16 protein-coding genes and 1 other annotated feature are annotated in these 15,597 nt (G+C 56.8%); of the genes, 14 read left to right on the top strand and 2 right to left on the bottom strand.

Features of this window, described 5'->3' with window-relative positions; all coding sequences use genetic code 11:
- Window positions 1–197 precede the first annotated feature (197 nt).
- Window positions 198–1,481 carry an HAAAP family serine/threonine permease gene (locus tag ACUTSC_RS04135; RefSeq protein WP_197767716.1) on the top strand — a complete coding sequence of 428 codons (1,284 nt, stop codon included), beginning with the start codon at window positions 198–200 and terminating at the stop codon, window positions 1,479–1,481.
- A gap of 150 nt (window positions 1,482–1,631) precedes the next feature.
- Window positions 1,632–2,765, top strand: a complete 1,134-nt coding sequence (locus ACUTSC_RS04130; RefSeq protein ID WP_197772977.1) for an ABC transporter substrate-binding protein — start codon at window positions 1,632–1,634, stop codon at window positions 2,763–2,765.
- A 37-nt stretch (window positions 2,766–2,802) separates the two neighbouring features.
- On the opposite strand, the gene ACUTSC_RS04125 is transcribed toward ACUTSC_RS04130, so the two are convergent.
- Both ACUTSC_RS04125 and ACUTSC_RS04120 read right to left on the bottom strand, forming a co-directional pair.
- On the bottom strand, window positions 2,803–3,489 hold the full coding sequence (locus ACUTSC_RS04125; protein WP_141969165.1) for a MarC family NAAT transporter: 687 nt from the start codon (window positions 3,487–3,489) through the stop codon (window positions 2,803–2,805).
- A 115-nt stretch (window positions 3,490–3,604) separates the two neighbouring features.
- On the bottom strand, window positions 3,605–3,793 hold the full coding sequence (locus tag ACUTSC_RS04120; RefSeq protein ID WP_197767718.1) for a hypothetical protein: 189 nt from the start codon (window positions 3,791–3,793) through the stop codon (window positions 3,605–3,607).
- Between the two features lie 224 nt (window positions 3,794–4,017).
- On the opposite strand from ACUTSC_RS04120, the gene ACUTSC_RS04115 reads away from it, so the two are divergent.
- From ACUTSC_RS04115 to btuC, 12 genes are all read left to right on the top strand, one after another.
- Window positions 4,018–5,067 (top strand): hypothetical protein, encoded by a 1,050-nt coding sequence (locus ACUTSC_RS04115; protein ID WP_039566428.1) that lies wholly within the window; start codon window positions 4,018–4,020, stop codon window positions 5,065–5,067.
- A 240-nt stretch (window positions 5,068–5,307) separates the two neighbouring features.
- Window positions 5,308–5,931 carry a hypothetical protein gene (locus tag ACUTSC_RS04110; RefSeq protein WP_197767719.1) on the top strand — a complete coding sequence of 208 codons (624 nt, stop codon included), beginning with the start codon at window positions 5,308–5,310 and terminating at the stop codon, window positions 5,929–5,931.
- A 215-nt stretch (window positions 5,932–6,146) separates the two neighbouring features.
- Window positions 6,147–8,075: a threonine--tRNA ligase gene (gene thrS, locus ACUTSC_RS04105; RefSeq protein WP_025159696.1), complete on the top strand. Its 1,929-nt coding sequence runs from the start codon at window positions 6,147–6,149 to the stop codon at window positions 8,073–8,075.
- Between the two features lie 3 nt (window positions 8,076–8,078).
- Window positions 8,079–8,630 carry a translation initiation factor IF-3 gene (infC, locus tag ACUTSC_RS04100; protein ID WP_048233542.1) on the top strand — a complete coding sequence of 184 codons (552 nt, stop codon included), beginning with the start codon at window positions 8,079–8,081 and terminating at the stop codon, window positions 8,628–8,630.
- Between the two features lie 98 nt (window positions 8,631–8,728).
- Window positions 8,729–8,926, top strand: a complete 198-nt coding sequence (gene rpmI, locus ACUTSC_RS04095; RefSeq protein ID WP_004931418.1) for a 50S ribosomal protein L35 — start codon at window positions 8,729–8,731, stop codon at window positions 8,924–8,926.
- A gap of 43 nt (window positions 8,927–8,969) precedes the next feature.
- Entirely contained in the window at window positions 8,970–9,326 is a 357-nt protein-coding gene (gene rplT, locus ACUTSC_RS04090) for a 50S ribosomal protein L20 (RefSeq protein WP_004931417.1), read from the top strand.
- Between the two features lie 113 nt (window positions 9,327–9,439).
- Window positions 9,440–9,562: a sequence feature (Phe leader region), on the top strand.
- A complete protein-coding gene (gene pheM / locus ACUTSC_RS04085; protein ID WP_197767832.1) occupies window positions 9,444–9,488 on the top strand; it encodes a pheST operon leader peptide PheM in 45 nt (14 codons plus the stop codon). (Overlaps the previous feature by 45 nt.)
- Window positions 9,563–9,749: 187 nt before the next feature.
- Complete coding sequence (gene pheS / locus ACUTSC_RS04080; protein ID WP_004931416.1) at window positions 9,750–10,733, top strand: phenylalanine--tRNA ligase subunit alpha; 984 nt, start codon at window positions 9,750–9,752, stop codon at window positions 10,731–10,733.
- A gap of 14 nt (window positions 10,734–10,747) precedes the next feature.
- Entirely contained in the window at window positions 10,748–13,135 is a 2,388-nt protein-coding gene (pheT, locus tag ACUTSC_RS04075; protein WP_197767720.1) for a phenylalanine--tRNA ligase subunit beta, read from the top strand.
- A gap of 4 nt (window positions 13,136–13,139) precedes the next feature.
- Entirely contained in the window at window positions 13,140–13,436 is a 297-nt protein-coding gene (gene ihfA, locus ACUTSC_RS04070; protein WP_004931414.1) for an integration host factor subunit alpha, read from the top strand.
- Window positions 13,437–13,989: 553 nt separating this feature from the next.
- Window positions 13,990–14,400 (top strand): DUF2502 domain-containing protein, encoded by a 411-nt coding sequence (locus ACUTSC_RS04065; protein WP_445653108.1) that lies wholly within the window; start codon window positions 13,990–13,992, stop codon window positions 14,398–14,400.
- 179 nt (window positions 14,401–14,579) lie between these two features.
- The gene (gene btuC / locus ACUTSC_RS04060) at window positions 14,580–15,587 is read left to right on the top strand and encodes a vitamin B12 ABC transporter permease BtuC (protein ID WP_130017977.1); all 1,008 of its coding nucleotides are present in this window, start codon (window positions 14,580–14,582) and stop codon (window positions 15,585–15,587) included.
- Window positions 15,588–15,597 lie beyond the last annotated feature (10 nt).

The following is a 15,597-nucleotide window of genomic DNA, read 5'->3' as shown; positions in this document are numbered from 1 at the left end:
ATTTTCTGTTCGCAAATTGTCCGTTCGGCCGATAAAACATAGACCCGCAGGGTATTTTTCATTATCCTTTGCCGTCCTTCCATCAGGCGTAAGTATGAAATATCGCTTTAATTCACTGATTACTATTAAAAAGTTCGCGGAGAAGGATATCCCGTTAGGCGCAATCGTTGGCGCCGCAGATTAAGGTAGACTGTCTCATGAGTACGATTTCTCCCGATTCAGGCACGCTGACGACCGCTCAGCCAGCCAAATGGAACAAAACCGACACCGTCTGGATGTTCGGCCTTTATGCCACCGCGGTGGGCGCCGGTACGCTTTTCTTGCCGATCAACGCCGGTTTGAACGGCCCGCTGGTGCTGCTGTTGATGGCGCTGTTCGCTTTCCCGTTGACCTATTTGCCGCACCGCGCGCTCAGCCGCTTTGTGCTTTCCGGCTCCAGCCGCGACGGCAATATTCACGATGTGGTGGTGGAACACTTCGGCGTGCTGGCCGGCAAAATCATCATGATGCTGTATCTGATGGCGTTCTTCCCGATCGTGCTGGTGTACAGCATTTCGATTACCAACGCGCTGGACAGCTTCCTGATCCACCAGTTCCACGTGGCGCCGCTGCCGCGCATCTGGCTGAGCCTGGCGGTGGTGGTGGTGCTCAATCTGGTGCTGCTGCGCGGCAAAGACAGCATCGTGGCGGCGATGGGCATGCTGGTGTTCCCGCTGCTGGTGTTCCTGATGGGCATTTCGCTGTACCTGATGCCGAGCTGGAATACTGCCAACTTCGTTCATGGCCTGGCCGCCACCCGCTTTGATACGCCGGGGCTGTGGCATTCGCTGTGGCTGGCAGTGCCGGTGATGGTGTTCTCCTTCAGCCATGCGCCGATCATCTCTTCCTTCGCCTCGACCCAGAAGAGCCTGTATGGCGATAAGGCGGAACGCCGCTGCGCGCGCATCATGCGCTACAGCTATGTGCTGATCTGCGTGACCGTGCTGTTTTTCGTGTTCAGCTGCGTGCTGAGCCTGTCCCATGAAGACATGCAGCAGGCGAAAGATCAGAACATCACGGTGCTGACCACCCTGGCCAACAAGTTTTCCAACCCGCTGATCGCCTATCTCGGCCCGGTGATGGCGATGCTGGCAATGGCTAAATCCTATCTCGGCACCTCGCTGGGGGTAACGGAAGGGGCGACCAGCCTGATCGACGGCGTCACGCGCGCGGTCGGCAAACCGCTCAGCTCGCGTATGACGCACCGCATTTCGGCGGTGGCGCTGTTCCTGCTCACCTGGGCGGCGACGGTGTGGAACCCCAGCGCGCTGCACATCATCGAAACCATCAGCGGCCCGCTGATTGCCGCCATCCTGTTCATTCTGCCGATGTACGCGGTGCGTGCGGTACCGGCGATGCGTCAATACCGCGCGGCGAGCAACGTCTTCGTGCTGGTGATGGGCCTGATTGCGCTGTCGGCGCTGATCTACGGCCTGGTGTGATCCCTTGGGCGCGCCGCCTCCGGCGCGCCTCTCAACCTCTCTCTACACATCCCTTTGCAATTAATCGCCGGGTTGCCGGGCATTATCTTTGATAATGCAAGCCATTCTCATTAGTATTTCCTGATTGTGTTCATGACTAAGGAGTCTTTCGTGCACCGTCGAATCACTTTGCCGGCGCTGGTTTGCGCCGCCGTGCTAGCCTCTCCGGCGATGGCCACCACCTATCCGTTGACCCTGACCGACACCTCCGGCCAGACGCTCACCCTCCAGCAAGAACCGAAACGCATCGTGGTGCAGGACGGGCGCGACATTCTCACGCTGGCGCTGCTCGATCGTGCCAACCCGTTCGGCCGGCTGGTGGCCTGGAACAACCTGCTGAAGAAAAGCGACGCGGCGACCTGGACTATCTTGCAGAGCAAATGGCCGGCGGCGAAAAACATCATCGATATGGGCTTTAGCGACAAAGGTGAAGTGAATCTGGAGAGCGTGATCGCCAAGCGGCCCGATCTGATGATCGCCCAGCTGCGTTCCAAGCCTTCGTTGAGCCAAACCGGCGTGCTGGATAAGCTGAAGGCCTTGAATGTGCCGGTGCTGTTTATCGACACCATGCTCAAGCCGGTGGAAAACACGCCGAAAAGCGTGACGCTGCTGGGGGAAACGCTCAACCGCGAAAGCGAAGCCAGGCAATATACCGATTATTATCAGCAGCATTATCAGGCCATTCTGGCCAAAACGCAGGCGGTGGAACCCAAACCGCTGGTATTCTTCGAAGCCAAGGCCGGCCTGAACGGGCTGGAATCCTGCTGCTTCACCCATGCTCACGTCGGTTGGGGGGCGCTGGTAGAGGCGGTCGGCGCGCGCAACATCGGCTCTGCGCTGCTGCCGGGCGCGACCGGCGACGTGGCGCTGGAAAAAGTGATCGCCATGAAACCGGATGCCTACATCGTTTCCGGCTCGCAGTGGGCCAGCAAGACCAACGCCGCGGTGCCGTTCGGCTATGGCGTCACGCAGCAGCAGGTGGATGAGGCGTTCAACCGCATGAAGCAGCGCCCGGGGTTCGCGCAGCTGTCGGCGGTGAAGGAAGGGCGGTTCTACGGCATCTACCATAACTTCTACAACCACCCGTACAACATCGTGGGGCTGGAGTATCTGGCGAAGTTTATCTATCCGGCGCAGTTCCCGGATCTGGATCCGGCCAAGACCTACAGCGAGATCCTCAGCCGCTTTACCGAAGTGCCGGAAGGCAAGGGCATCTTGGGCGCGCAGGCGCCGGCGGGGAAATAACGGCAACGGGCGCGATGATCGCGCCCGTTTTGTAGGGTCAGGCGGCCGGCGTATAGGTGGAGATGATCTCCAGCACGCCGTTGATGATGAACTGCACGCCCATGCACACCAGCAGGAAGCCCATCAGGCGCGAGATCGCCTCGATGCCGCTTTTCCCCACCAACCGCATGATGGCACCGGAACTGAGCAGGCAGCCCCACAGGATCACCGCGACCGTCAGGAAGATGGCGACCGGCGCCACCGCCAGTACCCAGGGTTCAAAACCCAGCGAGTTCGCTTTGACGCTCGACGCCGAGCTGATGATCATCGCGATGGTGCCCGGCCCGGCGGTGCTTGGCATGGCCAGCGGCACGAAGGCGATGTTGGCTGACGTCTTGTGCCGCAGCTCGTGCGACTTGCTCTCCACCTCCGGCGCCTCTTCAGGGCTCTGCTGGGGGAACAACATGCGGAAACCGATGAAGGCGACGATCAGGCCACCGGCGATGCGCAGGCCGGGGATCGAAATGCCGAAGGTGTTCATCACCACCTGCCCGGCGTAAAACGCCACCGTCATGATGCAGAACACATAAACCGAGGCCATCAGCGACTGCTGGTTGCGCTCTTCGCGCGTCATATTACCGGACAATCCGAGCAGCAACGCCACTGTGGTCAGCGGGTTGGCCAGCGGCAACAGCAGCACCAAACCCAGTCCGATGGCCTGGAATAACTGCAAAATACCCGTCATAAAAAACTCCCTGTGCAACGTTCAAGCCGCCAGGCGCCGCCAGGCGGCGGCCCATGAGCTGAACAGCCTAGCCTGCCGCGTGCCTGGCGGCAATGGGGATAGCTCGTAAGGTTAATTAACCGTCGGCCGGCGTTTCATCTTCGCCGTTGCACTCGCCGGCGAGCTCCGGTTCATCCTCACACCCCAGCGGCGCTTCATTGACCGCAATCGCCCGCGGCACTGAACGCGAGCCAAAATGCACCCGCCCATACAACGTCGCTAATACCGCGCATAGCACGACGAGGATTGCGAGTAACCGGTTCATATTATGAGCTCAAGACCTGTTCACCAGTGAATAACGTAAGGATAGTGATGCCAAGACGCTCTGTCAGCGTGTTGTCGCCGAGAGTAGGCACGCCCGTGCTGTAATTATGATTAATTATTTTTAACTGTTTTTACCATTTAACCGCTTAAGAGATTAAACACTTCTATACTGGTAAGGCTTTGTGGCATTTCTTTATAATCGAAAAGCTTAAAAGGAGTTTTACTATGGAAGTGGCAAAAGAATGGGTAGCGGCGAAAAAAATCTCCTGGGGCAGCGTCATTGGTGGTGTTATCACCGTATTGGCTGTTTCACTGTTGCTGTCGACGTTGGGCACCAGCCTTGGATTTTCCATCGTGGATCCGACGTCAGACGATCCAATCAATGGAGCCGGTACCACCGTAGTGATTTGGTCCGCTGTTTCAATCATTATTAGCTTGGCTGCCGGCGCTTTTATTGCCGGACGTTTGGCAGCTAATGACGGCCTGATTCATGGCTTCCTGGTATGGGCTACGTCACTGATTGTGGCGGCGGTGCTGGGCGGGATGCTGGTCGGGTCTGCAGTGAAGGCCACCGGCAATGCGCTGGGTGCTATCGCTTCGACCTCTGGCAGCTTGCTCTCCGGTGCCGGTTCAGCGATTGGCAAAGGGGCAACCGGGTTAGCGGACGTGGGTGGCAAGGTGTTTGACAAGTTGGGTATAGACACCACGTTGGAACCTGAACAGCTGCATGGTGATGTGGTTACGGCGCTTAAAAAAAGTGGTATTCCGTCATTGCAGCCTGAATTCATGCAGCAACAGTTGAATGCGGCCAAGACTGATTTGGCAGACGCAGTAAAAGCTCTGGCACTTCAGCCTGACAACAGCGATGCGATTATTAAGCAACTGGTCGACAAGCTTAAAAAACATGGTGAGGCCATCTCGCAAGATGTGGATCAAGACACACTGAAAAAAGCTCTGGTTGAAAATACCAATATGACGCCGCAGGAAGTAGACCAGACTGTGAAGAATTTGGTCGACGCCAAAAATAAAACTGCGCAGCTGGTTAATCAGCGTTTGGATGAAGCCGAAGCAAAAATCAATCAGGCAAAACAGGAGTATGCTGAGCTGAAACAGAAGGCGCGCGAACAGGCTGCCGCGGCTGCGGACGAATTGTCTCGGGCTGCCCTGTGGTCATTCTTTGCATTGTTGATTGGCGCAGTGGTCAGTGCATTGGCAGGTTTGTGGGGCGTTAACACCAACGCCCGGCGTGTCACCGTATCATCTCCGCAGGCGTAATTTCCAGGCTCGTTTGCGCGTCTCGATGATAGAGGGATGAGAGCCTGAAATACTGACGGTGATGAAATGACAGCCAGGAAAGACTGGCGCTTCCCCCCGGCCATGTGCCGGGGTTTTTATTGTTTGCGGCGTGATTAATGACCACCTTTATCGCTGTGTACGGTATTAGGCATCAATTGCCACGATCCCTGAGAACAGGTGGATAACATAGATGCGCTGTAAATAATAATGAGTGTGATTATGAAACAAGAACTGCATATTTTGCTGGGGAAGGCCGTTGCCTTTCTGTTCTACGGCGCTTTTTTGGCGGCTTTGGTCGGCCTGGTGTTTATCGACGTACACTGGCTGCATAACTTCGTGCATGAAACCTCGCTGACCGAAGCGGCGCAGGAACTGTTGCTGTTCGCCATCGCCGGCGGTTTTTTCGCCGCGGCCTGGCGACAGGCTGAACGACGCTCCGCCTGGATGCTGGTCGGTGGCTTCTTTCTCTGCATGTTGATCCGCGAGATGGACTTCGCCTTCGATGCGCTGTGGCACGGCGCCTGGGTGTGGTTCGCGCTGGCGGTCGCCTTGGTTTGCCTGTGGCATGCCGCCAGGCACATCGCGGCGACGGTGCGCGGCCTGGCCGCTTTCGTGACGCATCCCGGCTACGGCATGATGTGCGCGGGCCTGCTGTGCATTCTGGTGTTTTCACGCCTGTTCGGCATGAGCGCGCTGTGGCAAACGCTGATGTTGGACGGCTATAACCGGGTAGTGAAAAACATGGTGGAAGAGGGCTGCGAACTGCTGGGCTACGGCCTGTGCCTGCTGGCCTCCCTGAGCTACATGAAAACCGTTTTTGCGCCGGATGGCGCGAAAGCGTGAGGGCGGCGCTTTATTTATCCGGAACAATTTTAGTGATACTATTCGCTTAGCCGAATGCGGCTGAGAAGGTATGCGTTCCATTCTGTATACCCAGTGAGGTTTCAATCTGGCAATTGTGGGCGAGATCTGAAACCTGGCTGACCAAACCCAAAACCCAATTTTCGTACTGCATGTGATCTGTCGTGTGGGTCACCACTGTAGATAAGGAATTATTAATGCCTGTTATTACTCTTCCTGACGGTAGTCAGCGTCATTTCGACCACCCCGTTTCCCCGATGGATGTCGCGCGCGATATCGGCCCTGGCCTGGCGAAAGCCTGCATCGCCGGCCGCGTCAACGGCGAGCTGGTTGATGCCGGCGATCTGATCGAATCGGATGCGCAGCTGGCCATCATCACCATCAAAGATGAAGACGGTCTGGAAATCATGCGCCACTCCTGCGCGCACCTGCTGGGTCATGCGATCAAGCAGCTGTGGCCGGATACCAAAATGGCGATCGGTCCGGTGATCGACAACGGTTTCTATTATGACGTGGATATCGACCGCACCCTGACGCAGGAAGACCTGGATCTGCTGGAAAAGCGGATGCACGAGTTGGCCGATAAGGATTACGACGTCATCAAGAAGAAGGTCAGCTGGCAAGAAGCCCGTGACACCTTCGCTGAGCGCGGCGAAATCTACAAAGTGGCGATCCTGGATGAGAACATCAGCCATGACGATCGTCCTGGCCTGTATCACCACGAAGAATACGTCGACATGTGCCGCGGCCCGCACGTGCCGAACATGCGTTTCTGCCACCATTTCAAGCTGCAGAAAACCTCTGGCGCTTACTGGCGCGGCGACAGCAAAAACAAAATGCTGCAGCGTATCTACGGTACCGCCTGGGCAGACAAGAAGCAGCTGAACGCCTACCTGCAACGTCTGGAAGAAGCGGCCAAGCGCGATCACCGCAAGATCGGCAAACAGCTCGACCTGTATCACATGCAGGAAGAAGCGCCAGGCATGGTGTTCTGGCACAACGACGGTTGGACTATCTTCCGCGAGCTGGAAGCCTTCGTGCGCATGAAGCTCAAAGAGTACCAGTACCAGGAAGTGAAAGGTCCGTTCATGATGGACCGCGTGCTGTGGGAAAAAACCGGCCACTGGGAAAACTACAAAGACGCCATGTTCACCACCGCGTCGGAAAACCGCGAATACTGCATCAAGCCGATGAACTGCCCGGGCCACGTGCAGATCTTCAACCAGGGCCTGAAGTCGTACCGCGATTTGCCGCTGCGCATGGGCGAATTCGGCAGCTGCCACCGCAACGAGCCATCGGGTTCCCTGCACGGCCTGATGCGCGTGCGCGGCTTCACGCAGGATGACGCCCACATCTTCTGTACCGAAGAGCAGGTGCGCGCCGAAGTGAACGAATGCATCCGCATGGTGTATGACGTGTACGGCACTTTCGGTTTCGACAAGATCGCCGTCAAGCTGTCGACTCGTCCGGAAAAACGCATCGGCACCGACGACATGTGGACCCGTGCGGAAGAAGACCTGGCCGCTGCGCTGACCGAGAACGGCATTCCGTTTGAATATCAGCCGGGTGAGGGTGCCTTCTACGGACCGAAAATTGAATTTACCCTGCATGATTGTTTGGATCGCGCATGGCAATGTGGTACCGTGCAGCTCGATTTCTTCTTGCCGGGCCGTTTGGGCGCTTCGTATGTTGGCGAAAACAACGATCGCGTCGTGCCGGTAATGATTCACCGCGCCATTTTGGGCTCCATGGAACGTTTCATCGGTATCCTTACCGAAGAATACGCCGGGTTCTACCCGACCTGGATCGCTCCGGTGCAGGTGGTGGTGATGAATATCACCGACAGCCAGTCTGATTATGTCCAGCAATTGACCAAAAAACTGCAGGATGCAGGCATTCGCGTTAAAGCGGACTTGAGAAATGAGAAGATTGGCTTTAAAATTCGCGAACATACTTTACGTCGAGTCCCTTACATGTTGGTGTGCGGTGACAAAGAGGTCGAAGCAGGCAAAGTTGCCGTTCGTACCCGCCGTGGCAAAGACCTGGGAAGCCTGGACGTAAACGAAGTCGTAGACAAGCTGCTGAAAGAGATTCGCAGCCGTAGTCTTCATCAACTGGAGGAATAAAGTATTAAAGGCGGAAAACGAGTTCAACCGGCGCGTCCTAATCGCATTAACAGAGAAATTCGCGCGCAAGAAGTTCGCCTAACCGGCGTCGATGGCGAGCAGATTGGTATTGTCAGTCTGAATGAAGCTCTTGAAAAAGCTGAGGAAGCGGGCGTTGATTTAGTAGAAATCAGCCCAAATGCCGAACCGCCAGTTTGCCGAATCATGGATTACGGCAAATTCCTCTACGAGAAGAGCAAGTCGACGAAAGAACAGAAGAAGAAGCAAAAAGTTATCCAGGTTAAGGAAATCAAATTCCGTCCTGGCACCGATGATGGCGACTATCAGGTCAAACTACGCAACCTGATTCGCTTTCTGGAAGATGGCGATAAAGCCAAAATCACCCTGCGTTTCCGCGGGCGTGAGATGGCGCACCAGCAGATCGGTATGGAAGTGCTTAACCGCGTCCGTAAAGACCTGTGTGAAGATATGGATCTGGCAGTGGTCGAATCCTTCCCTACGAAGATCGAAGGCCGCCAGATGATTATGGTGCTCGCTCCTAAGAAGAAACAGTAAGGCTTACAAGTAATGGAACCCGCGCGGCGCTTGCGCCGTGTGGGTTTTATTCGCCCAACTGATTCGTTGTTTAACAATGCGAAGTGGATTTAATTAAAATGCCAAAGATTAAAACTGTACGTGGTGCAGCCAAGCGCTTCAAAAAAACCGGCAGCGGTGGTTTTAAGCGTAAACATGCCAACCTGCGTCATATTCTGACCAAAAAAGCAACCAAGCGTAAACGTCACCTGCGTCCGAAAGGCATGGTGTCTAAAAACGATCTGGTCCTGGTTACCGCGTGCCTGCCGTACGCATAAGCCATTTTTTTTGAATTTAGAATAAGACTTTAGGAGAGAGCATATGGCTCGCGTAAAACGTGGTGTAATTGCACGCGCACGTCACAAGAAAATTATGAAGCAGGCGAAAGGCTACTACGGTGCCCGTTCGCGCGTATATCGTGTTGCCTTCCAGGCAGTAATCAAAGCAGGCCAGTACGCTTACCGTGACCGTCGTCAACGTAAGCGTCAGTTCCGTCAGCTGTGGATTGCACGTATCAACGCAGCTGCTCGTCAGAACGGTCTGTCTTACAGCAAGTTCATCAACGGCTTGAAAAAAGCGTCGATCGAAATTGACCGTAAGATCCTGGCTGACATCGCAGTCTTCGACAAAGTGGCCTTCGGCGCACTGGTTGAGAAAGCGAAAGCAGCTCTGGCGTAAGTCAGTAGAAGAGGGAGCTTGCTCCCTCTTTTAATCTTTGTTTTCAGCGACAAATATTGACTTTCATTGCCTACCGCTATATCACTGGTGGACAATCATCGACAAGGTACCGCAATCATGCTCGCAGCTATTTTTCGTTTCTTTTTTTACTTTAGCGCCTGACTTCAGGAGGCTTTGCGCGTAAGAAAAGAAACGAAAAGTAGCGCCTAAGCCTCCCTCGTGGAGGCTTTTTTGTTTTTGGCCATCGTCTCGTCTTGCACATTGCTGCGGCGAGGGTGGCAGACGCTCAGCCGGCCCTGTGCCGCGCAGGTGAGTCACCTGGCCGACAGCGCATTGAAAAATCTTTGAAGATTGCTCAAAGGCGTGTTCGAATAATAGATAACAATTACTTAGGGCCATCCCGGCCAGAGGAAGAGGAAAGCAATGCCACATCTCGCAGAGCTGGTTGCCAATGCCAAGGCAGCCGTAGAAGATGCCCAGGATGTTGCCGCGTTAGATTTGGTGCGCGTCGAATATTTTGGCAAGAAAGGTCATTTCACCTTGCAGATGCAGTCTCTGCGTGACGTACCGGCGGAAGACCGTCCGGCGGCCGGCGCGGTGATCAACCAGGCCAAGCAAGAGGTGCAAGACGCTCTGAACGCGCGTAAGAACGCGCTGGAAAGCGCTGCGCTGAATGCGCGCCTGGCGGCTGAAACCATCGACGTGTCCCTGCCGGGCCGTCGCATGGAGAACGGCGGCCTGCACCCGGTGACCCGCACCATCGACCGTATCGAAACCTTCTTTGGCGAGCTGGGCTTCTCCGTTGCCACTGGCCCGGAGATTGAAGACGATTACCATAACTTCGACGCGCTGAACATTCCAGGGCATCACCCGGCGCGCGCCGACCACGATACTTTCTGGTTCGACGCCACGCGCCTGCTGCGCACCCAGACTTCCGGCGTGCAGATCCGCACCATGAAGAACCAGCAGCCGCCGATCCGCATCATTGCGCCGGGCCGCGTTTATCGTAACGACTACGATCAGACTCACACCCCGATGTTCCACCAGATGGAAGGGTTGATCGTCGATAAAGACATCAGCTTCACCAACCTGAAAGGCACGCTGCACGATTTCCTGAACAACTTCTTTGAAGAAGACCTGCAGGTTCGTTTCCGTCCGTCCTATTTCCCGTTCACCGAGCCGTCCGCTGAAGTGGACGTGATGGGCAAGAACGGCAAGTGGCTGGAAGTGCTGGGCTGCGGCATGGTGCATCCGAACGTGCTGCGCAATGTGGGCATCGATCCGGAAGTTTACTCCGGCTTCGCCTTCGGCATGGGCATGGAGCGCCTGACGATGCTGCGTTACGGCGTCACTGATCTGCGCGCATTCTTCGAAAACGATCTGCGTTTCCTCAAACAGTTTAAGTAAGGCGGGAATATCACATGAAATTCAGTGAACTCTGGTTGCGCGAGTGGGTAAACCCGGCCATCAGCAGCGAAGCATTATCCGATCAAATCACCATGGCCGGTCTGGAAGTGGACGGCGTGGATCCGGTTGCCGGCGCGTTTAACGGCGTCGTCGTGGGCGAGGTGGTCGAGTGCGGCCAGCACCCGAACGCCGACAAACTGCGCGTCACCAAGGTTAACGTAGGCGGCGATCGCCTGCTCGATATCGTCTGCGGCGCGCCGAACTGCCGTACAGGTCTGAAAGTGGCGGTCGCCACCGTGGGCGCTGTGCTGCCGGGCGATTTCAAAATCAAGGCCGCCAAGCTGCGCGGCGAACCTTCGGAAGGCATGCTGTGCTCGTTCTCCGAGCTGGGCATTTCCGACGATCATGACGGTATCATTGAGCTGCCGCTGGATGCGCCGATCGGCACCGACATCCGCGACTATCTGAAACTGGACGACAACACCATCGAGATCAGCGTTACCCCGAACCGCGCCGACTGCCTAGGCATCATCGGCGTTGCGCGCGACGTGGGCGTACTGAACCAGGTTGCGCTGACCGAGCCGGACATGAGCCCGGTGGCTGCCACCATCGACGCCACGCTGCCGATCCGCGTTGACGCGCCGCAGGCGTGCCCGCGTTATCTGGGCCGCGTGGTGAAAGGCATCGACGTCAAGGCGCCAAGCCCGCTGTGGATGCGTGAAAAACTGCGTCGTTGCGGTATCCGTTCTATCGATGCCGTGGTAGACGTCACCAACTATGTGCTGCTGGAACTTGGCCAGCCGATGCACGCCTTCGATCTGAGCCGCATCGACGGCGGCATCGTGGTGCGCATGGCGGAAGAAGGGGAAACCCTGACGCTGCTGGACGGCAATGAAGCCAAACTGAGCGCCGACACCTTAGTGATCGCCGATCATCAAAAAGCATTGGCGATGGGCGGTATCTTCGGCGGCGAGCATTCCGGCGTCAACGGGGAAACTCAGGACGTGCTGCTGGAGTGCGCCTTCTTCAGCCCGCTGTCTATCACCGGCCGCGCACGCCGTCACGGCCTGCACACCGATGCTTCTCATCGCTATGAGCGCGGCGTCGATCCGTCGCTGCAGTACAAAGCGATGGAGCGCGCCACGCGTCTGCTGCTCGATATCTGCGGCGGTCAGGCCGGCCCGATTATTGACGTGACCCATGAAAACGAACTGCCGAAGCGCGCTACCATCACGCTGCGCCGCGAGAAGCTGGATCGCCTGATCGGCCACGTGGTGCCGAGTGAGCAGGTTAGCGACATTCTGCGCCGCCTGGGCTGCCAGGTGACCGAGCAGGGCGACAACTGGCAAGCGGTCGCGCCGAGCTGGCGTTTCGATATGGAGATCGAAGAGGACCTGGTGGAAGAGGTGGCGCGCGTTTACGGCTACGACAACATCCCGGATGTGCCGGTTCGTGCCGATCTGGTGATGACCCAGCATCGCGAAGCCGATCTGACGCTCAAGCGCGTGAAGACCATGCTGGTCGATCACGGTTATCAGGAAGCGATCACCTACAGCTTCGTCGATCCGAAAATGCAGGCGCTGCTGCACCCGAATGAAGAAGCGCTGATCCTGCCGAGCCCGATTTCGGTCGAAATGTCGGCGATGCGTTTGTCGCTGTGGACCGGTTTGCTGTCTGCGGTGGTGTATAACCAGAACCGTCAGCAGACGCGTCTGCGCCTGTTCGAAAGCGGCTTGCGCTTTGTGCCTGATAGTGCGGCAGATCTGGGTATTCGTCAGGACGTCATGCTGGCAGGCGTGATCGCCGGCCATACGCACGATGAGCATTGGGATCTGGCGCGCAAGCCCGTCGACTTCTATGATTTAAAAGGGGATCTGGAGTCTGTCCTCGAGCTGACCGGTAAATTATCCGAAATTCAGTTCCGGGCGGAAGCCAATCCGGCCCTGCATCCAGGGCAAAGTGCGGCGATTTATTTGCACGGCGAACGCGTAGGTTTCATCGGTGTGGTTCACCCGGAACTTGAACGTAAACTGGATCTTAACGGCCGCACCGTGGTGTTTGAACTGGAGTGGAACAAGCTTGCGAGCCGCGCCGTGCCTCAGGCGCGGGAGATTTCGCGCTTCCCGGCAAACCGCCGTGATATCGCCGTTGTGGTGGCTGAAAACGTCCCCGCAGAAGATATTTTGGCCGAGTGTAAGAAAGTTGGCGCAAATCAGGTAGTTGGCGTAAACTTGTTTGACGTGTACCGTGGCAAGGGCGTGGCAGAAGGTGACAAGAGCCTGGCTATCAGTCTGGTATTGCAGGATACCGCTCGTACACTGGAAGAAGAGGAGATAGCCGCTACCGTTGCAAAATGCGTAGAGGCTCTAAAACAGCGATTCCAAGCATCCTTGAGGGATTGAACCTATGGCGCTTACTAAAGCTGAAATGTCAGAACACCTGTTTGAGAAGCTTGGGCTTAGCAAACGGGACGCCAAAGACCTGGTGGAACTGTTCTTTGAAGAGGTCCGTCGGGCCCTTGAGAATGGCGAACAGGTAAAACTGTCGGGTTTTGGCAACTTTGATCTGCGTGACAAGAACCAACGTCCGGGGCGTAACCCGAAGACCGGCGAAGACATTCCGATTACGGCGCGCCGCGTGGTGACCTTCCGTCCGGGGCAGAAGCTGAAAAGTCGGGTAGAAAACGCCAGCCCGAAAGGGTGAGTGACGTGACATCAAAAAAGGCCGCTTGCGCGGCCTTTTTCTTTTTTTTTGGAAAATTCAGTTTATTCCTAGTGGGCAATATGAGAATTAAAATTACTCATTAAAGCACTGCGGCGTAAATTTATTTAATCTCATTTGCGGAATGTTCTTATATCTTATCTTATTTGGTGGGTGGCCTTATTTGTCATTTCAATAACGGCCATAATAATGGCCTGGGCCGTCGCCGCGGTGGCCGCCGCCCCAGTGCGGGCCCCAGCAGCAGGCGCTGAGGCTTGAGGCCAGGGCCACAACGGCCAGCAACATACCTATACGTTTAATCATCTTATTACCCTCCAGTGGGAATCCATTTAATTATAATTGTCATGCGGCTTGAGAGACGTCAGTTATTCGTTAAACCTTGTCAGTGGTTATGATAATTAAAGGCGGCGGCAAACAGTGTAGGGATTGTGTAAGGCCGTCGAAAACGATCTGAAAATAGGCATCGACGAGATAGTCGTTAAATAAGCACGCTGATATAACCACTGCAGCAAGAAAAATAGAGTGAGAAGGTCAAATGAAAAAGATCCTGTTGCTGGTGTGTTTTCCGCTGTTGCTGCCGCTGGCGGCGCAGGCTGATGTGTCCGTCGATATCAACGTGCCGGGCGTTTCTCTGCATCTGGGGGATCAGGACCGTCGCGGCTACTACTGGGATGGCTACGATTGGCGTCCACCGCAGTGGTGGCATGCGCACCAGGGCCGCAGTCTGGGTGAGCGCAATGCGCGCGGTTTGTACTGGGACGGCGGACGCTGGCAACCTTCGCCGCCGCGAGGCTATGAGCATCGCGAGCCGGAACGCAGCGGCAATCCGTTCCACGGCGATCGCGATAATCGCGACCGCCGTCATGACGATCGTGGTGGCTCTGATCGCCGTGATGACGGCCGCGGCCAGCCTTATCCACCGGGCAACACTGGCCCGCATCGTTAATTCCCGAGTTTATCGGCGGCTGGTTTTGCCATCACCGTTGTGATGACGGGTAAGGCCAGCCGCTGCTTTCCTGCGCCATCATCCACGCAAGGCTTCCCCTTGCGGCGTTAACCCCCTAATATTCGACTCAAACGTCAATTATCCGGCCACGACAGCGGCCGGCAGGGAATCGCCGCGCCATGCCAACCAGCCGTACCTTCACCTTACTGTTGCAACATCAACGCTATCGCGATAAACGCCAGCTCAGTCTGTTGGCGCTGGGCGTGGTTGTGGCGTTGCTGTTCAGCCTTTGCGCCGGCGATCAATGGATATGGCCGTCAGAGTGGTTCAGCGATCGGGCGCAACTGTTCGTTTGGCAACTGCGTTTGCCGCGCGCGCTGGCAGTAATGCTGGTCGGCGCCGCCCTGGCGGTGGCGGGCGCGGTGATGCAGGCGCTGTTTGAAAACCCGCTGGCGGAGCCCGGGCTGCTGGGCGTCGCTAACGGCGCCGGCGTTGCGCTGGTGCTGACGGTGCTGTTGGGGCACGGTTTGTTGCCGGTGGCGCTGATGAGCGCCGCCGCGATAGCCGGTGCGCTGGCGATGACCTTCTTGTTGCTGGGCTTTGCTCGCCGGCGACGCCTGACCAATGCGCGACTGTTGCTGGTCGGCGTGGCGCTGGGCATCGTGTGCAGCGCGCTGATGACCTGGGCGGTCTATTTCAGCACCAGTCTCGATTTGCGGCAGCTGATGTACTGGATGATGGGCGGTTTCGGCGGAGTTGACTGGCGCCAAAAATGGCTGGTGCTGGCGCTGCTGCCGGTGCTGCTGTGGCTGTGTGGCCAGGGGCGGGCGCTCAACCTGATGGCGCTGGGCGAAGTGCAGGCGCGCCAGCTTGGGTTGTCACTGCATCTGTGGCGCAATCTGCTGGTGCTGGCGGTCGGCTGGCTGGTCGGTGTCAGCGTGGCGCTCGCCGGGGTGATCGGCTTCGTCGGGCTGGTGATCCCGCATATTTTGCGGCTCACCGGCCTGACCGACCAGCGCTATCTGCTGCCGGCCTGCGCGCTGGCGGGGGCCGCGGTGTTGCTGGTGGCCGATGTGATCGCCCGCGTTGCGCTACTGGCGGCCGAACTGCCGATCGGCGTGGTGACCGCCACGCTGGGGGCGCCGCTATTTATCTGGTTACTGACCCGGACAAAAGGCGTAAGGTAGTTTTCTTCAT

The sequence above is a fragment of the Serratia sp. TSA_105.2 genome (genome assembly GCF_052692115.1).
This window is presented reverse-complemented; position numbering and strand designations above follow the sequence as displayed.